This window comes from Nocardia amikacinitolerans NBRC 108937 (assembly GCF_001612615.1).
Lineage (GTDB): Bacteria > Actinomycetota > Actinomycetes > Mycobacteriales > Mycobacteriaceae > Nocardia > Nocardia amikacinitolerans.
Genome location: NZ_BDAU01000009.1, coordinates 347,090 through 363,769 on the forward strand (window position 1 = coordinate 347,090; position 16,680 = coordinate 363,769).

The following is a 16,680-nucleotide window of genomic DNA, read 5'->3' on the forward strand; positions in this document are numbered from 1 at the left end:
GGGTGGCGGCGGCCTTGTCCGCCACATCGCTGTAGTCGGCCCGGCGGCGTCGCGGCGTGGTTTGCCCAGCGCTGGGCCGCTGCGGCGGTGGCCGGGCGCTTGTCAGCCGCAGCGCGCAGGGTCAGATGTCGCGCTTGGGTCCGTAACCCCGCATCTGGTCGCGCAGCGCGCCGTGCACCGCGTTGGACAGCCACGAGTTCAGCGAGACCCCGCTGGCCGCGGCCGCTTCCTCGGCTTTCGCCTTCATCTGCTCGACGAGGCGCAGCGTGACGCGACTGATGTCTCCGGTCATCTCCTCGAAGGTCGGATGTTCCTCGGCGGAGGGGTTCTTGCGCACGTCGACCGTGGCGTCGGTGCCGTCCACCGAGACGCGCACGGTGCGGTCCTCCAGCGCCGAGCTGACCTCGCCCGCCAGCTCGGACAGCGCCGCGAGCAGCACGAGCCGGGCCGACGCCTCGGTCGCCGAGGCCAGCGCGGCGGCGGTGGCCTGGGTCTTCTCGTCGCCGAGCGCCGCGGCCGCCACCAGGTTCTCGCGCAACTGCGCGGTGTATTTGTTCAGATCCATGACATCAGTGTGGCGTCATAAATGACATCATTCAAGGAAAAGATTGATGTCGTAGCGGCGTCGGTGGGAGGTGAATCACCCGGGCGGGCAGCCGGATCGCCGGTCAGGGTGTCGAGGGTGCCCTGCGGACCGGGTAGCCTTTCTGACCATGACGAACGGTGAATCGACGCCAACGGAGCTGCGCGCGTCCGGCACAGTAGGTGTCGCGATGGTGACCCCCTTCAGTGCCGACGGCAAGCTGGATGTCGATGCCGGGGTCGCGCTGGCGGCCCGTCTCGTCGACCGCGGTGTCGATCTGCTCGCGATCTCCGGAACCACCGGTGAATCGCCGACCACGACCGAGTCGGAGAAGTTCGACCTGCTGCACGCCGTCGTCGACGCCGTGGGCGATCGCGCCACCGTGATCGCGGGAGCGGGCACCTACGACACCGCCCACTCCATCGAACTCGCCCGCAACGCGCAGCGGGCGGGCGCGCACGGTCTGCTCGTTGTGACGCCGTACTACTCGCGCCCCTCGCAGGAGGGCCTGATCGCGCACTTCACCGCGGTCGCCGACGCCACCGACCTGCCGGTCACCCTCTACGACATTCCGCCGCGCTCCATCATCCCCATAGGTCCCGACACGATCCGCACGCTCGCCGAGCACCCGCGCATCGTCGCGGTGAAGGACGCCAAGGGCGACCTGAACGCGGGCGCCGAGCTGATCGCGAGCACCGGTCTCGCCTGGTACTCCGGCGACGACTGCCTGAATCTGCCGTGGCTGTCCATCGGCGCGGTCGGATTCATCAGCGTCATCGGCCATCTGGTGCCCGAGCGGCTGCGCGAACTCGTCGATGCCTACCAGGCGGGCGATGTGGCGCGGGCCCGCGATATCAACGCACGCTTGGTCCCGCTGAACCACGCGATGGCGCGCCTCGGCGGCGTCGCGATGACCAAGGGCGGGCTGCGCCTGCTCGGGGTCGACGTTGGCGAGCCGCGGCTGCCGCAGCTGATGCCGAGCACCGACGCGCTGGACCGCCTCGCCGCGGACCTGCAGACCGCGGGAGTGCTGGCATGAACGACCTAGGTGACCCATCCGCCACCGCACAGGAGGTGTCGGCATGACGACTCCACGCCGCCCCCGTCGTACCGCGTCCCGCCCCGCGGGCGCGCCCGAACCCGCTCCCGTCGAACGGGAACGCACCGAAAGACCCGCCGCCGAACCGGTGGCCGCACAGCCGGAAGCCGCCGCGCAGCCCGAGACCACCGCGCAGCCGCGGACTCCAGCGCAACCGGAAGGCGCGCAGCCCGAAGCCCTCGCGCAGCGACAACCCGAAACCCCGCAGCGGCCCGAGCCCGCCGAATCCCCGCGCGCCGAGTCGGCCAAGAGGTCCGACAGGGCCAAGCGGTCGCAGGCCTCGCAGGAAAAGCAGCCGGAACAAGCACGGCAGAACGGCCAGAGCCGCAGATCCGGCCGCGGTCGCCAGGGACGCCGCGAGCAGCCGCCCGCCCAGCCGCCCGTGGTCGCGGCGCAGGACCGGCTCGGCACCCCGCCGAAGCTGCCCAAGAACGGTCTGCGCGTCTTCGCGCTCGGCGGCATCGGCGAGATCGGCCGCAACATGACCGTTTTCGAGTACGGCGGCAAGCTGCTCATCGTCGACTGCGGCGTGCTCTTCCCCGAGGATCAGCAGCCCGGCGTCGACCTGATCCTGCCCGACTTCCGTCCCATCGAGGACCGGATGGACGACGTCGTCGCGATCGTGCTCACCCACGGTCACGAGGACCACATCGGCGCGGTGCCGTTCCTGCTGCGCATGCGCGGCGACATCCCGGTCATCGGCGCCAAGTTCACCCTCGCGCTGGTCGCCGCGAAGTGCCGTGAGCACCGGCTGCACCCCAAGCTCATGGAGGTCGTCGAGGGCGAGACCACCATCCACGGTCCGTTCGAGTGCGAGTACTTCGCGGTCAACCACTCGATCCCGGACGCGATCGCCGTCGCCATCCGCACCCCGGCAGGCGTCGCGCTGCACACCGGTGACATCAAGCTGGATCAGCTGCCGCTGGACGGACGACTGACCGACCTCGCCGGTTTCTCCCGGCTCGGCGACGAGGGCGTCGACCTGTTCCTGGTCGACTCCACCAACGCCGAGGTGCCCGGTTTCGTCACGCCCGAACGCGAGATCGGCGGCGTGCTGGACAACGTGATCGGCAAGGCGCGCAACCGCGTGATCGTGGCGTCGTTCGCCAGCCACGTGCACCGCATCCAGCAGGTCGTCGACGTGGCCCAGAAGTACGGGCGCCGTGTCTGTTTCATCGGTCGCTCGATGGTCCGCAACATGCAGATCGCCCAGGACCTCGGCTATCTGACCGTGCCCGACGGCGTGGTCGTCGACCTCGACGTGGCCGCGACCCTGCCCGGTGACCGCTTGGTGCTGATCTCGACCGGTTCCCAGGGCGAGCCGCTCTCGGCGCTGTCGCGGATGGCGCGCGGCGATCACCGCCAGATCCACATCCGCCCCGACGATCTGGTGGTGCTGGCCTCCTCGCTCATCCCCGGCAACGAGAACTCGGTGTTCGCCGTGGTCAACGGGCTGTCCAGGCTCGGCGCCACGGTCATCACCCAGCAGAACGCCAAGGTGCACGTCTCCGGACACGCCTCAGCGGGCGAGCTGCTGTACCTGTACAACGCGGTCCGGCCGACCAACGCCATGCCGGTGCACGGCGAATGGCGGCACCTGCGGGCCAACGCCGCGCTCGCGGTGGCCACCGGCGTCCCCGAGGACCGGGTGGTGCTCGCCGAGGACGGCGTGGTGGTGGATCTGGTGGACGGCATCGCGTCCATCGTCGGCCGGGTGCCGGTCGGCCACGTCTACGTGGACGGCCTGTCCGTCGGCGATGTCGGCGAGTCCACGCTGTCGGATCGCCTTGTGCTCGGCGAGGGCGGTTTCATCAGCATCACCGTCGCCATCGACGAGACCACCGGCAAGGCCGTGAGCACGCCGGAACTGAGCGGGCGCGGTTTCTCCGACGACCCGACCGCGCTGGCCGCCGCCGCGGAACTGGTCGAGGCCGAGCTGCTGCGGCTGGCGGGCGAGGGTGTCACCGACACCCACCGCATCGCCCAGGGTGTGCGCCGGGTGGTCGGGCGCTGGGTCGCCGAGGCTTACCGCCGCCGTCCGATGATCGTGCCGACCGTCATCGCTGTCTGATTCCCGAAACGAAAAGCCCCGGAAGACGTTGTCTTCCGGGGCTTTTCGTTACCGGCCTACCGACGGCTCACTGAGCCTGGCAAGCCGCCGAGTCCAGCTTCGCCGAGCGCACGATGTTGCAGGTGAACTGGTGGGAGACCTTCCAGTCGCTGCCCTCGGCGACGAACTCGACGAACGCGTTCTCCACCGGCTGCCCGTCGATGGTGACCTTCGCGTCGGCCTTCAGCTTGCCGTCCTTGGGATCCTGCACATTGGTGATCTCGACGGTCACCTTGTTGCGCTTGGCCGCGTCGACCAGCTTGTCGACCAGCTGCGGATCGCGCTCGGCGTCCTGAATCCAGCTGATCTTCTCCTCGGAGCTCACCGACGGATCGAAGGCACGGTTGATGCGCTCGTTGAGCAGCGAGGCGGCAGGCTTGGGCAGGTTCGGCGGCGTGGTGGTCGCGGGCGCCTTGCCCTCGACCGCCTTGTCCTCGTTCTTGCCCTCCTCGAACTTGCCCGCGGGCGAGGTGCTGGTGTTCGTGCTGGAGGAGTCGGTGTCGGAGCTGCACGCGCCGAGTGCGAACGCCGAAGCGGTCAGCAGGACGGCGACCGCGGCCCGAATGGAGCGGTGTTTCACGATTTTCCCCTGATGGAAGTGGTGTCGCGGTCTCGAAGCGGACGACGCGACGTGTCGGATTTACAGCGAGTAGCCCGCGGTGCAACGCCAGTCGACGACCCAGCCGCCGGACAGGCGCGAGAGTGCCGCCGCGCGGGCGTCGGAATAGTTGGACCGCGCCGACGCGCTCCAGCGCGTGTTGGAGCTGGCGAGCACGCCGCAGCCGTTGGTCCAGGAGACCAGCGTGGAGCAGCCGTACCCGCAGACGTCGACAGCGGCATCCTCTGCGGCGCTGTAACTTCCGTAGTTGTTGGCGATGCCGTAGGCGCCGTCGCTCGACACGGCGATCGCGCCGTAGTACCCGTACGCGGCCTGCGCCGGTGCCGTAGTGGCCAGCATCGAACCGACCGTTGCCACGATGACCGCGGCAGCGGTGAAGAACTTCTTCAAGGTGAATCCCTTCGAACTGAGAGGTCCACGACCCTTATGGACCAGTGACAAGCTACCGAGCAACCATTCGGGAATCCAGTCCAGGCGTTCCTTTTCGGCATCGCGCGGGTCCGGATGACCGGCCGGGGTACCCGAGCGACCCTCCGGTATCGGTTAGGGTCGGCACGTGAGCATGGCACAACGGGAACGTCAGGCGCTGGTCGTCGCGATGTCGGACGCCGGTCCGGACGCGCCGACCCTCTGCGGCGCATGGACCGTGCGAGATCTCGCGGCGCACTTGATCGTTCGGGAACGCCGTCCCGACGCGGCCCCGGGCATCATGCTGAAACCGTTCGCGGGCTACCTGGAATCGGTGCAGGAGCGCATGGCGCGCAAGCCGTTTCCGGAACTGCTCGAACTCGTGCGGACCGGTCCGCCCTGGTGGTCACCGCTGAAACCGGTGGACGCGATGGTCAATCTGAGCGAGATGTTCGTCCACCACGAGGACGTGCGCCGCGCCAGACCCGGTTGGGAGCCGCGCCAACTCACCGACGCCGACGAGGCGAAGCTGTGGGACGTGGCGCGCCGGATGGGCAAGATGGCCTACCGCAACGCGCCGGTGCCGGTGGTGCTCGCGACGCCCGACGGCCGCCGGGCCGGAGTGAAGTCGGGCGACGGCGCCGGGGTGACACTCATCGGCAAGCCCTCCGAACTGGTGTTGCACGCGTTCGGGCGCGACAACGTGCGCCTCGAGACCGCGGGCGAACCGGACGCCGTGCAAGCGGTGCTGAAACTCGACCGTTCGGTCTGAACCGGCTGGCACGCGCCGCTCGAGCGGGGCGTCCGACTGTGATCCGGGGCGCTCGAGGCCCGCGATACGGGTGTTGCGGATGGTCTGGATGGGGCGTTTGCGGCTAGCCTGGGTCCATGGCAGGTAAGTCCCGCAGCACCACGACACCTCGTGCGCGGGCGGGATCGGCCCGGGGGAGGACCACCACGGCGCGGTCTCGTTCCACCACACCCCGGGGTGGTTCCGCACCGCGCGGGCGCGCCACACCGGCCCGCAGACCCGTCCGGCGCAAGTCCGACACCGCGCCTCTCGCCGTGTTCAGCCGCGGCATCACCAGCGGCTGGAACATGCTCGCCCGCGGTCTCGGCGCCACCACCCGCACGCTCAGCAGGGCGGGCGAGATCGAACACGGACACCGGCGCGACGGCATCGCGCTCGCGCTGATCGCGCTGAGCGGCGTCATCGCGGCCGCGGTGTGGCTCTCGGCGGGCGGCCCGATCGGGCACTGGGTCGAAGAAGCGATCCGGGCGGTGTCCGGTTCCGCCTCGGCCGCATTGCCGTTCGTCGCTACCGGCATCGCGATCATCCTCATGCGCACCGAACCGCATCCCGAGATCCGGCCGCGGTTGGTGCTCGGCGGGCTGCTGGTCGGCCTGCCGCTGTTGGGCATCTGGCATCTCGCCGCCGGCGCGCCCACCGACGCGCACGGCCGTTCCCGCGCCGCGGGATTCGTCGGCTTCGTGATCGGCGGCCCGCTGGCGGGCGGACTCACCGCGTGGCTCGCCGTGCCGATCCTGTTGCTCGCCATCGTCTTCGGCGTGCTGCTGCTCACCGGGACCACGGTCCGCGAGGTGCCGCAGCGGCTGCGCGAATACTTCGGCACCGCCGCGGGCGGCGACGAGTACGGGGAGTTCGAGCCGCAACGCGACTACGACTCGGCCGATTTCGACGCCGACGGTTTCCCGGTGCACCGCACCGCGTCTCGGCGCCGCGGCCGCACCCCGGCCGAGAACTATCCGCCCGATGAATTCGCCGGATCGGACGCGGTCACCGAATCGCTCGGCGAGCCGCCGCTGCGCGATGCGAAGCCGATCGCCACCGAACCGCCGCCGGAACCCCCCAAGCCGAAGAAGCGCGCGGCGCCGAAGGCGCAGGATCAGACTCCGCCTCCGCCCAAGGAGCCGGAGTTCGTCGCCGACCGGGTGATCGAGGGCGACTACACGTTGCCGCCGCTGACCCTGCTCACCGACGGCGATCCGCCCAAGAAGCGCAGCGCCGCCAACGAATCGATGATCGAGGCGATCACCGAGGTGCTGGTGCAGTTCAAGATCGACGCGGCGGTCACCGGATTCGTGCGCGGTCCGACGGTCACCCGCTACGAGGTGGAGCTCGGCCCGGGCGTGAAGGTGGAGAAGATCACCGCGCTGGCCCGCAACATCGCCTACGCCGTCGCCACCGAGAACGTCCGGCTGCTCGCGCCGATCCCCGGCAAGTCCGCCGTCGGCATCGAGGTCCCGAACTCCGACCGCGAGCTGGTGCGGTTGGCCGACGTGCTCAAAGCGCCGTCCACCCGAAACGACCACCACCCGTTGGTGATCGGTCTCGGCAAGAACATCGAGGGCGAATTCGTCTCTGCCAATTTGGCGAAGATGCCGCATCTGCTGGTCGCGGGTTCCACGGGATCGGGTAAGTCCAGCTTCGTCAACTCGATGCTGGTCTCGCTGTTGCAGCGAGCCACGCCCGACGAGGTGCGGATGATCCTGATCGACCCCAAGATGGTCGAACTCACCCCGTACGAGGGCATTCCGCACCTGATCACGCCCATCATCACCCAGCCGAAGAAGGCCGCCGCCGCGCTGGCCTGGCTGGTGGAGGAGATGGAGCAGCGCTACCAGGACATGCAGGCCAACAAGGTCCGCCACATCGACGACTTCAACAAGAAGGTGAAGTCCGGTGCGATCACCGCGCCGCTGGGCAGCGAGCGGGTCTACCGGCCCTACCCCTACATCCTCGCCATCGTCGACGAGCTCGCCGACCTCATGATGACCGCGCCGCGCGACGTCGAGGACGCGATCGTCCGCATCACCCAGAAAGCGCGCGCCGCGGGCATCCACCTGGTGCTGGCGACCCAGCGCCCGTCGGTCGACGTGGTCACCGGTCTGATCAAGACCAACGTGCCCTCGCGCCTGGCGTTCGCGACCTCCTCGCTCACCGACTCCCGGGTCATCCTGGACCAGCCGGGCGCCGAGAAGCTGATCGGCATGGGCGACGGTCTGTTCCTGCCCATGGGCGCGGGCAAACCCACCCGATTGCAGGGCGCGTTCATCAGCGACGAGGAAATCCACGCCGTCGTCGACTTCGCCAAGAACCAGGCCGAACCCGAGTACCAGGAAGGCGTCACCGCCGCGAAGGCCGGGGAGAAGAAGGACGTCGACCCCGACATCGGCGACGACCTCGACGTGCTGCTGCAGGCCATCGAACTGGTCGTCACCTCCCAGTTCGGTTCCACCTCCATGTTGCAGCGCAAGCTGCGCGTCGGTTTCGCCAAGGCGGGCCGCCTGATGGACCTCATGGAGACCCGCGGCGTCGTCGGTCCCAGCGAAGGGTCCAAGGCGCGGGATGTGCTCGTCAAGCCGGACGAGCTGGAGGGGTTGCTGTGGTCGATCCGCGGTGGGGGTGGGGAGCCGGGCGACGGCGAGGAGTAGGCGTTTCCTACGCCGTCCGCCGCGGCTGCGTCGACTTCGGGCACTCGATCACCATGGGTGCGCTTGGTGGACGGACGCATCGGTGGGCGGCGGGCCGTAGCCGCTGGTGCAGACCGTGGAGGTCGCCACGGGTGACCGGCGTCAGGATGGATCCGAGATCGCCGGTGGGCGAGAGGTTGCGGGCAGCCGCCCATCGTGACGGCGGTTCCGGGGTCACCAGAGGTGCGTGTGGTGCACGATCGCGTCGGTGATCAGGGCGATGCCCAAGAGGCCGAAGATGATTCGCACCGAGAGCGGGCCGTAGCGGGTCAGGGTGCGGACGATCGCGCGGTACACGCGGCGGGCGCGGGCGCTGTCGCGAAGGGAGAGGGCGAGGATCAGCAGCGGCGGGAGCAGCGCGAGCGCGCAATAGGCGACGATGATCAGCGGCCACAGCGGCGGCAGCGGGTCGTGCGCCGACAGCATCGCCAGACCCGCCAGATACGGCACCGCCGTCGGCGCCTGAGCGAAGCCGATCGCGACGCCGACCAGCGCCAGCACCCAGGGCCGTCGCCGGGCTCTCGTCGCCCACGCGGGCGGGGCGCGGCGCGCGCCGGACGGCAGCACGGCGAGCACGAGCAGCACGGCGCCCACCGCCAGCTCGCCCCAGTAGCGGATGGTCGGCGTCAGCTCGAAGCCGAGCAGCGAGGTGAGCCAGGTGATGCCGAGGACGGCGCAGATACCGAACGTGGTGGTCATCGCGAACACGCCCGCGACGAAACTCAGCCCGCCCGGCAGCGGTGACCTGCGCCCGAGCTTGCTGTCGTACACGATCGCCACCGTGACGCCGACGAGCAGCAGATCGAGCGAGTCGAGGAAGGCGAAGCCGGTCAGCGCCAAGAGCAGAGTCACCATGACCACATCGAACATACGCGAGGGGCGTGAGGCCGTAGCTCGGCGCCGGTATGGCGCCGATCGGATATACGCCCCGTTCGGCCGTGCGGGTCAGTCCTTGCGCGCCCGCAGGGTGTAGCTGAGCGGGAGACGCTCGGGGTGCTCGATCATGCGCCACTCGCCGTGCTCGTCGCAGGTCATCCGGCCCGGCAGAGCGTTCCACGGCACGCTGCGATGTTCGGTCAGGCCGGTGATCGTCATGCCGTTGGCCAGCAACGCCGAGACGACCTCGCCGAGACCGTGGTTCCACTCGTGGGTAGTGGTCTGCTCGAGGCGGCCGTCGGTCTCGACGTAGGTGGTGTCCTCGGCGAACACCATCGGTTCGGACGTTTCGAAATACGGGTAGCCGAGGGTCGATCGATCGGTGACGGTCTCATCGATGGCCCACAGCATCGGATGCCCTTCGCGGAGAAACAGGCGGCCGCCCGGCCGCAGCAACCCAGCCACGGTCTTCGCCCACCGCTCGACGCTCGGCAACCAGCACAGCGCGCCGATACCGGTGAACACCAGATCGAACCGCTCCGCACCCAGCGCCGAAACCGCGTCGTACACATCGGCTTCCACGAAATCCACGTCCGACTGCGTTTGTTCCGCGAGCTTACGGGCCTGCGCGAGCGACGCCGCACTGAAGTCGAGCCCGGTCATGTTCGCGCCCAGCCGGGCCAGCGAAATCGTGTCGGTGCCGATGTGACACTGCAGATGCACCCCGCGCAGCCCGCGCACGTCCCCGAGCAGCGGCAGATCGAACCGCACCACGTCGCTCAGAAAATCCGGCTCCGCCAGAAACCGCGACACCCGATACTCCGGCGCCGCCACATGCATCGCCGCCCGCTCATCCCAATTGGCCCTGTTCAGGACCCGATAGTCATCGGCCACACCCTCGACTCTCGCACCCCAGCCCCGCTTGCCGCACCCGAATTTCACGCACCCAACCGTGAGCGACCACGGATACTCCAGCGCTAAGCTGGGGCGGTGGGTGTCGGAACGCTGGAGACACTGAAACAAGCGCTCCACAAATCCTGGTCCGCGGACACCAGCAGCGCTGCGGACTGGACCGAAGCCAACCCCTCCAAGGGCCAATGCGCCGTCACCGCATGCGTGGTTCAAGATTATCTCGGCGGGGACATTCTCAATACGATCGCCACATTGCCGAACAATCGAACGATCTCGCACTATTTCAACCTCGTCGAAAACAAGACGATCGACCTGACCCGTGAACAGTTCCCCGAAGGGACCACCTTCACGACGCCGAAACCAAAGCCAGGCCGTTACCCCTCGACCCGCGAGTACTGCCTCTCCCACGAAAGAACCCGGCGGAGATACGAAATCCTCCGCAGTCGAGTCGCGGACTTCGTTGCTAGAAGTACGAGATAGTCGACGAAGTATCCGCGGTAGTGATGAATTGGTTCCCGGTCTGCTGCATCAGGGGGTGAGTCACGTTGTGCGGCACCCCATCGGGTGTGAGGTAGTCGGCATTGAACCAAACCTGCTCTACTTCACCGATTGCTAGCCCGTGGTCACCGCCCAGATCGAGCCGCGCGACTATGCGACATGCCATCCATCCGAGGCCAGCGGGCACTACGGGGCCGTAACTCGAGGATTCGTAGTCCAGGGCCAAGCCGCTGGCAGCCAGCTTGTCGGCGGGTTCTGTGATGGAAAACTTCGAGTATCGTGCGCCCAGTTTCCAGACACCGTCCAGCTGCTCGAATGTCGGCACGCTGACCGTGAATCCTGCTGCCGTTCGCAGGTTCTGGTGCGTCTTCCACTCCTTGTACACGGCAACCGCCACCTGCTGCGGCTTCGTCGATACCGAGGTGAGGTTGGACACCGGAATGAGGTTGGGTGCGCCGTTCTCGCCGCGTGTGCCGATCAGATATGCGATGCGCGGTGCGAGCAGACGATGGGCCATGCCAAGAGGGCTGTCAGTGGGCATAATCGGCCCCCACTGCGAAGGCATCGACGGCGTCGACGAGTTCGCGCCTACCGGCAGTCGCGGCAAACGGCTGCGCCTGAAGATCGTCGCGGAGCGCGCGGAGAGCTGTGGTGACTTGCGGGATCCGCTGTCCCGTCGGTACGGCCAGCACCGGTTCGAGTGCTTCCCTTGCGGCAGTTGGGCCGTCGAAATGCAATCGGGCATGGGCGAGATGGATCTGCGCCAGCGTCAAGGTTGTCGGCCACGTCGAGGACTGCTCCGGCGCGTACAGGTCGATGACGATTCCGGCCTCTGTGTGAACCTGCGTCCACTCGCCCAACCGGGCGTAGGTGGTTGCGTCGTAGTAGTGCTGACGAGCCGGCGAAAAGTCGAAGATCGGACCGAGTCCGCGCAGACTGTCGGCCCCGGACTGCCGCTCACGTTGCCGCCGTGCCGCACGCATAGCGTCTATCGCCGCAGGGCGGTTACCGAGCTGGGCGTGCGCGCGGGCTGCGAGGCCCGCGAGCCTGATCCCGGAAATGCCTGTGGCGCCGCCAGATTTGTGCACCTCAGTGAGTACCTGCTCGGGTGAGCCCCACCATGCGGCGATCATGGCGCGGGTGCAGGACACCCATGCCGCCAGCGACCGATGACCCGCCAGCTCGGCAAACCGTGCGGCGGTACGAGTCTGGATCATCGCCGCCTGCGGTTCCGCGAGATCGTGCGATACGGAAGCCAGCAATGTGCAGGTCGCGGCGAAGAGGACATACAGCTCTTGGAGATCGGTCAGCTTTCCGGCGCGGTGGATGATCGAACCGAGCTGGTCGCGCAGCACGGTCAGGTGGACGAAAATACGGTGCAGGTCGGGATCGAGCGCATAGGCGCCGGCCAGCCGGTGGAGATCTTCCGCGGCCTCGGACAGCGTCGTCGGATCGACCGTCGGACGATCCAAGGCATTGGTGAGTTGCGCGGATTCACGAGCCGCGCCGAGTATCAGATCCTGGAGTGCGGCACCGGCAACGAGGCCGCTTCCGCTCAGCACCCGCAAGGCTTCTCGTCGGTTCGTAGGATCACCTCCCGGTTCGGACAGGCCATGGACAAGTCCGGCAGTCACGGGTGCCACACACCGTTCGGCATTCGCCTCCTCGATCGGCCGTGCCAGATCAGTATGCGCCTCGACCCCGGGCGGCGCGTCAACGTCGGTCGGCCGCCGTTCGTGGGGCAACTTGAACCAGAGCAGCTCGCCAGGTATTCCGAGAGCCTCGGCCCACCGGGTCAACTTCGAAATCTGGTCCGGCGCTGTCCCTTTCTCGATTCGGCTCAGTAGCGCTTGCGTCAAGCCAAGCCAAGCTGCCACGACTTCTTGCGGCAGCGCGCGTCCGTGATATGGATGTGTCCGATAGGCATGGATCACCAACCCCATGTGCCAGGTTGCGAGAGCATCCCGCATCTGGTCGGTCTGCCAGAACGTCGATGGCACCGATGGCGGCGTTTGGCGGTCACCGCGAAGGTTGGCTTCGCATGGGGCACAGAGAGTCCGAGGGTTGTAGCGGCTGAGTTTGCTGCCGCAGCGTGCGCAGTATCGCCGCGCCTGCCCTCCCTGGGTCATGCCGCCCCCCCTGGTCCCCGGTTGTTGTTTGCCCTGGTCAACTGGACCGTACCAGCGTGGAGTGAATGCCATTATGCGTTCTACGCATACCGCGAAATAGGTCTGTAACTGGTCTTTTGGCATACCGGCCGCCGGAGATACATCTCACGTACAGGGCACCTACGCCGCGCGGTATAGCCCGTGCACCTCACCCAGACCACTGTTGACCTTGGTACCCGGCACCGGGCCGACGCCGTAATCCCATGCGGCGCACCGGGCGCCAGGGTGGCAGGTCGGTGGCGGAAGCCCCCGGTGCCGGGTATCGCCCGAACCGTTGCCGCTCCGGACCGGAAAGACAGGTTGCGCGATGACTACCAGTTCCGTTGCCATCTACCAACTCCTCGCACTGTGCGATGAATCCGCCCATCAGGCACCGAACGTGCCGTTCACCATCGAGCAAGCGCACACGGTTATGCGGTACCACGTCGCTTGCCGGGCGAAGCGCTGCCCGCGAAAGAGCGCAGCGCTGCAAACTCTGGTCGAGGCTGGCCGGATAGTGCCGTCCAGTAAGCCGCGATGACTCTTGACGACACTGCTGCCGGATCCCGACGTCTCCGGCACATCCACATCGAGTCCGGTGCATTGATCCTCGACTACCAGGCGAGCGCTGAGCAGGTGCAGAGCGTTGCCGCCGCGCTCGCTGGTTTGCAGCTGACGGTCGCGGTCGACGACGACGTGCGTGCGGATTTGCCGCTGCTGCCGTGCGCACAGTTATGGGACTGAGTGGCCCGGAGGGGTGGCGAACGTCGAAATGGTTCGAGCGACGACGGTCCTGGCGCCGGGTGCTGGCTACGTCATGGTCGCCGTCAGACAGCTGCGGCGGCAGGGGTACGGGGGCCACAGTCGAAGCCGCACAGCTACTTCCCGGAAGAGCAACGACAGGGTCGCTCTCGGCGGTTGGCGCGAGAGCAACCCTGTGAGTCGGCGGCTGTGCGGGTGTTGGGCCGGACCCGTCGCGAGTTGTCGCGGCGCGGCCGGACCTGCACTCAGGCGTCGAGCGCCGCGGTGATCTTGCGGGTCATCGCGGCGACGGCGGGGCTGGGTTCGCTCCGATGGGACCGGGCGGCTGCTTCGATGGCGACGAGAACCGTGTCGCGGAAGTTGGCGGCCTCGGCCGGATCCCGCTGCTCGAGCAGCTCGACGGCCGCGGTCAGGGCGGGCAGCACGTGGTCGGCGAGTGCGGCGACGGACTTGCCCGGCAGTTCGATGTCCCTGCTCTTGGCGGCGAGCACATGCCCGACCAGGCCGGTCGCCGAGGTCAGTGCGATCGAGCCGTTCGCGATGCCCTTGTGCGGCGCGCCGGCGGCGGCCATCAGCGACACGGCACCGTAGGCGGCGGTCCGCACGGTCGACTTGTCCTGGTCGGTGAGGGCGACGGTGATGGTGGACATGGTGTGTACTCCTTTGGCTCCGTTGTGATTTCGACTGGTGCCGGTTCCGGTTCCGGTCGTTTTGTTCGATGTACACACTTTCGCCGCCTCGGCTGACACCGCTCTGACAAATCCCTGACACGTCCGCTGACATCGGAGCCCAGCGGCCACCCCTGCTCAAGCCGGGGGCTGGAGTGCCAGGATTCGAACCTGAACCGGCGGAACCAAAACCCGCCATGCTTCCGTTACACCACACTCCATCGCAGCTGGGGCGCCAGGATTCGAACCTGAACCGGCGGAATCATGCCGGGTTACACCACACTCCATCGGCGCGCTTGGGAGGACTCGAACCTCCAGCCTCCTGCTTCGTAGGCAGGCGCTCTTTCCCGTTGAGCTACAAACGCTCGTCCGCGGTTTCCCGCGAACCCGGTTCCCTCGGCGAGATTCGAACTCGCAACTCCCGGCTCCTAATGCCGGTGCCTCTGCCAGTTGGGCTACGAGGGAGTGCGGCCCGGAGGCCGGAACTCTGGTGGCAGCAGGGCTCGGGCATGCTGCCGGGTCGCTGTGCAGTTGGACGGCGCGGAGGGAGGGAGTCGAACCCCCGACCTTCGGTTTTGGAGACCGGTGCTCTACCAGTTGAGCTACCCCCGCATACGAAAAGGGGCCGTTCCCGGCTGATCGCCGCGGAATGACCCCTGGAAAAGGTTCTCGGGTGCCGAGAACTCAGGGGCCGCTCCGGACGCGCGTCCAGCGCACGCCGAGTAGGCGAAGGGCGGCGTTCGGGCGCGCGGCGCCGAGCGACCACTGTCGCTGTTGCCGGTTTCGCGCTGTCATCGCCTGTGCCTCTCGGGTTTCGGGAGCGGTGCTTCGTCGTCTTCGACGCTAACACCCGAATCCGCCACGGGAAACCGGTTTTTCGAGACCGGTCGGAACCAGGAATTTCGAGGGATTCGCAACGCGCTCGCAATCGTCGTGATGCGGCGCTCAGGGCGCCGGATGCACGTCTTATGCGCCCCAGAGGTCGTCGCGGGAGTGTGACAGGATGGTCAGCAACGAACCCGCTAGCCGACAAGAACGGACAAATCGGGCATGATGGCCGTCATGACTACCGCCTCCGATCGGGCCGCAGCATGCAGGTGACCGCACTGGAATGGGGGATCACCATCGCGGTGATCCTCGGCTTGTTCGTCTTCGACTTCTTCGCCCACGTGCGCACGCCGCACGAACCGACCTTCCGCGAGTCGGCCTTCTGGTCGACGGTCTACATCACCCTCGCCCTGGCCTTCGGCGGCTTCGTCGCCTGGCGATGGGGCTCGACCTTCGGCGGGGAGTACTACGCCGGTTTCGTCACCGAGAAGGCGCTCTCGGTGGACAACCTGTTCGTCTTCCTGATCATCATGACCACCTTCGCGGTGCCCCGGATCTACCAGCAGAAGGTGCTGCTGATCGGCATCGTGCTCGCGCTTGTCATGCGCGGTGTGTTCATCGCCGTCGGCGCGGCCGCGATCAGCGCGTTCAGCTGGGTGTTCTACCTGTTCGGCGCCTTCCTGATCTACACCGCGGTCAAGCTGCTGCGCGAGAGCGGGCACGAGGTGGAGGCCGAGGAGAAGCGCGACAGCCGCATCGTCGCGCTGGCCAAGCGGGTGCTGCCGACCACCGACGAGTACGACGGCGACAAGCTCGTCACCCGGATCGACGGCCGCAGGGCGGTCACCCCACTACTGCTCGCGCTGCTCGCGATCGGCTTCGCCGACCTGCTGTTCGCGCTGGATTCCATCCCCGCGATCTACGGCCTGACCGAGGAGCCGTACCTGGTCTTCACCGCGAACGCGTTCGCGCTGATGGGCCTGCGTCAGCTGTACTTCTTGATCGGCGGCCTGCTTGACCGGTTGGTGTACCTGTCCTACGGCCTCGCCGCGATCCTCGCGTTCATCGGCATCAAGCTGGTGCTGCACGCGCTGCACGAGAACACGCTGCCGTTCATCAACGGCGGTGAGCACGTCGCCGTACCGGAGATCTCCACCCCGGTCTCGCTGGGTGTCATCATCGGCGTGCTGATCGTGGCCACCGTCGCCAGCCTTCTCAAGACACGCGGCGCGGCGCGCCAGGACGCTCAGTAGGCGTACCGGTCTCCGCTCGATCAGGGCGTCGGAGTCCGAGAACGCTCGTCGCGAAGACAACGAGAAGCCCCGCACCGTATCGACACGGTGCGGGGCTCTCTCGTTCGATCGGGCGGCGCTCGATCAGTCGGTGAAAGCGCCCATGACGGGCGACCACTCCACGGCGCGTACCGCGTCGATGAGCGCCTCCCGCGCGAAGGGGTCCTGCGCGAGCAGGTCCTTCAGCGCCGCCTCGTCCGCCGCGCGGAAGATCAGCAACGCACCCGACCCGTCCGGGTACGGCCCGCTCGACAGCAGCGTGCCCGCCTCGACCAGCCCCGACAACCAGGCGCGGTGCTCGGGCCGGTGGGTGTCGCGGCCGGGGACGGTGGCCTCGGAGTAGGTGTAGTGGACGGCGAAGATCGGCACGGCGTATCGCTTTC

At 67.7% G+C, this 16,680-nt stretch carries 16 protein-coding genes and 4 tRNA genes; 7 read left to right on the top strand and 13 right to left on the bottom strand.

Going from position 1 to position 16,680, the window contains the following annotated elements; all coding sequences use genetic code 11:
• Nucleotides 1–121 precede the first annotated feature (121 nt).
• Nucleotides 122–565: a toxin-antitoxin system HicB family antitoxin gene (locus tag NAM01S_RS09655; protein WP_067782507.1), complete on the bottom strand. Its 444-nt coding sequence runs from the start codon at nucleotides 563–565 to the stop codon at nucleotides 122–124.
• 148 nt (nucleotides 566–713) lie between these two features.
• Here NAM01S_RS09655 and dapA point away from each other — a divergent pair, with 148 nt between their 5' ends.
• Nucleotides 714–1,622, top strand: a complete 909-nt coding sequence (gene dapA / locus NAM01S_RS09660; RefSeq protein WP_067782509.1) for a 4-hydroxy-tetrahydrodipicolinate synthase — start codon at nucleotides 714–716, stop codon at nucleotides 1,620–1,622.
• A 43-nt stretch (nucleotides 1,623–1,665) separates the two neighbouring features.
• Nucleotides 1,666–3,753, top strand: coding sequence for a ribonuclease J (locus tag NAM01S_RS09665; RefSeq protein WP_067782511.1), 2,088 nt, complete (start codon nucleotides 1,666–1,668; stop codon nucleotides 3,751–3,753).
• Nucleotides 3,754–3,820: 67 nt separating this feature from the next.
• Here NAM01S_RS09665 and NAM01S_RS09670 read toward each other — a convergent pair whose 3' ends face one another.
• Complete coding sequence (locus NAM01S_RS09670; protein WP_067782514.1) at nucleotides 3,821–4,372, bottom strand: WKL family lipoprotein; 552 nt, start codon at nucleotides 4,370–4,372, stop codon at nucleotides 3,821–3,823.
• Between the two features lie 60 nt (nucleotides 4,373–4,432).
• Nucleotides 4,433–4,801, bottom strand: a complete 369-nt coding sequence (locus NAM01S_RS09675; RefSeq protein ID WP_084482702.1) for a DUF4189 domain-containing protein — start codon at nucleotides 4,799–4,801, stop codon at nucleotides 4,433–4,435.
• Between the two features lie 166 nt (nucleotides 4,802–4,967).
• On the opposite strand from NAM01S_RS09675, the gene NAM01S_RS09680 reads away from it, so the two are divergent.
• Both NAM01S_RS09680 and NAM01S_RS09685 read left to right on the top strand, forming a co-directional pair.
• The gene (locus tag NAM01S_RS09680) at nucleotides 4,968–5,591 is read left to right on the top strand and encodes a TIGR03085 family metal-binding protein (protein WP_067782517.1); all 624 of its coding nucleotides are present in this window, start codon (nucleotides 4,968–4,970) and stop codon (nucleotides 5,589–5,591) included.
• Nucleotides 5,592–5,707: 116 nt separating this feature from the next.
• Entirely contained in the window at nucleotides 5,708–8,275 is a 2,568-nt protein-coding gene (locus NAM01S_RS09685) for a DNA translocase FtsK (protein WP_067782520.1), read from the top strand.
• Between the two features lie 213 nt (nucleotides 8,276–8,488).
• On the opposite strand, the gene NAM01S_RS09690 is transcribed toward NAM01S_RS09685, so the two are convergent.
• Together NAM01S_RS09690 and NAM01S_RS09695 are read right to left on the bottom strand one after the other, a co-directional pair.
• Complete coding sequence (locus tag NAM01S_RS09690) at nucleotides 8,489–9,169, bottom strand: GAP family protein (RefSeq protein WP_067782830.1); 681 nt, start codon at nucleotides 9,167–9,169, stop codon at nucleotides 8,489–8,491.
• Between the two features lie 90 nt (nucleotides 9,170–9,259).
• Entirely contained in the window at nucleotides 9,260–10,084 is an 825-nt protein-coding gene (locus tag NAM01S_RS09695) for a class I SAM-dependent methyltransferase (protein WP_218018367.1), read from the bottom strand.
• A 96-nt stretch (nucleotides 10,085–10,180) separates the two neighbouring features.
• On the opposite strand from NAM01S_RS09695, the gene NAM01S_RS37505 reads away from it, so the two are divergent.
• Nucleotides 10,181–10,582 (top strand): YunG family protein, encoded by a 402-nt coding sequence (locus NAM01S_RS37505; RefSeq protein ID WP_443678273.1) that lies wholly within the window; start codon nucleotides 10,181–10,183, stop codon nucleotides 10,580–10,582.
• On the opposite strand, the gene NAM01S_RS09700 is transcribed toward NAM01S_RS37505, so the two are convergent.
• Both NAM01S_RS09700 and NAM01S_RS34890 read right to left on the bottom strand, forming a co-directional pair.
• Nucleotides 10,566–11,117 (bottom strand): flavin reductase family protein, encoded by a 552-nt coding sequence (locus tag NAM01S_RS09700; RefSeq protein ID WP_067782523.1) that lies wholly within the window; start codon nucleotides 11,115–11,117, stop codon nucleotides 10,566–10,568. The two genes, NAM01S_RS37505 and NAM01S_RS09700, sit on opposite strands and share 17 nt — an antisense overlap.
• Nucleotides 11,118–11,130: 13 nt before the next feature.
• The gene (locus NAM01S_RS34890; protein WP_253798492.1) at nucleotides 11,131–12,600 is read right to left on the bottom strand and encodes a helix-turn-helix domain-containing protein; all 1,470 of its coding nucleotides are present in this window, start codon (nucleotides 12,598–12,600) and stop codon (nucleotides 11,131–11,133) included.
• A 684-nt stretch (nucleotides 12,601–13,284) separates the two neighbouring features.
• Here NAM01S_RS34890 and NAM01S_RS09710 point away from each other — a divergent pair.
• Complete coding sequence (locus NAM01S_RS09710; protein ID WP_067782529.1) at nucleotides 13,285–13,491, top strand: hypothetical protein; 207 nt, start codon at nucleotides 13,285–13,287, stop codon at nucleotides 13,489–13,491.
• 263 nt (nucleotides 13,492–13,754) lie between these two features.
• Here the strand turns inward: NAM01S_RS09710 and NAM01S_RS09715 are convergent, their stop codons facing one another.
• From NAM01S_RS09715 to NAM01S_RS09735, 5 genes are all read right to left on the bottom strand, one after another.
• Entirely contained in the window at nucleotides 13,755–14,159 is a 405-nt protein-coding gene (locus NAM01S_RS09715; protein ID WP_067782532.1) for a hypothetical protein, read from the bottom strand.
• A 168-nt stretch (nucleotides 14,160–14,327) separates the two neighbouring features.
• Nucleotides 14,328–14,398 (bottom strand) — tRNA-Gln (locus tag NAM01S_RS09720).
• A 70-nt stretch (nucleotides 14,399–14,468) separates the two neighbouring features.
• Nucleotides 14,469–14,542, bottom strand: a tRNA-Arg gene (locus NAM01S_RS09725).
• Nucleotides 14,543–14,568: 26 nt separating this feature from the next.
• A tRNA-Leu gene (locus NAM01S_RS09730) sits at nucleotides 14,569–14,642 on the bottom strand.
• A 74-nt stretch (nucleotides 14,643–14,716) separates the two neighbouring features.
• Nucleotides 14,717–14,789 (bottom strand) — tRNA-Trp (locus NAM01S_RS09735).
• A gap of 479 nt (nucleotides 14,790–15,268) precedes the next feature.
• Between NAM01S_RS09735 and NAM01S_RS09740 the strand changes: the two genes are divergently transcribed.
• Entirely contained in the window at nucleotides 15,269–16,258 is a 990-nt protein-coding gene (locus NAM01S_RS09740) for a TerC family protein (RefSeq protein WP_067782535.1), read from the top strand.
• Between the two features lie 123 nt (nucleotides 16,259–16,381).
• Here NAM01S_RS09740 and NAM01S_RS09745 read toward each other — a convergent pair whose 3' ends face one another.
• Nucleotides 16,382–16,666 carry a YciI family protein gene (locus NAM01S_RS09745; RefSeq protein WP_067782538.1) on the bottom strand — a complete coding sequence of 95 codons (285 nt, stop codon included), beginning with the start codon at nucleotides 16,664–16,666 and terminating at the stop codon, nucleotides 16,382–16,384.
• Between the last annotated feature and the right edge of the window lie 14 nt (nucleotides 16,667–16,680).

Excerpts from the sequence above, each read along its gene's own strand:
- NAM01S_RS09665 (WP_067782511.1), top strand. The coding sequence starts at position 1,666 with ATGACGACTCCACGCCGCCCCCGTCGTACCGCGTCCCGCCCCGCGGGC.
- NAM01S_RS09700 (WP_067782523.1), bottom strand. The coding sequence starts at position 11,117 with ATGGCCCATCGTCTGCTCGCACCGCGCATCGCATATCTGATCGGCACA.
- NAM01S_RS09685 (WP_067782520.1), top strand. The coding sequence starts at position 5,708 with ATGGCAGGTAAGTCCCGCAGCACCACGACACCTCGTGCGCGGGCGGGA.
- dapA (WP_067782509.1), top strand. The coding sequence starts at position 714 with ATGACGAACGGTGAATCGACGCCAACGGAGCTGCGCGCGTCCGGCACA.
- NAM01S_RS09740 (WP_067782535.1), top strand. The coding sequence starts at position 15,269 with ATGCAGGTGACCGCACTGGAATGGGGGATCACCATCGCGGTGATCCTC.
- NAM01S_RS09715 (WP_067782532.1), bottom strand. The coding sequence starts at position 14,159 with ATGTCCACCATCACCGTCGCCCTCACCGACCAGGACAAGTCGACCGTG.
- NAM01S_RS09690 (WP_067782830.1), bottom strand. The coding sequence starts at position 9,169 with ATGGTGACTCTGCTCTTGGCGCTGACCGGCTTCGCCTTCCTCGACTCG.
- NAM01S_RS09655 (WP_067782507.1), bottom strand. The coding sequence starts at position 565 with ATGGATCTGAACAAATACACCGCGCAGTTGCGCGAGAACCTGGTGGCG.
- NAM01S_RS09710 (WP_067782529.1), top strand. The coding sequence starts at position 13,285 with ATGACTCTTGACGACACTGCTGCCGGATCCCGACGTCTCCGGCACATC.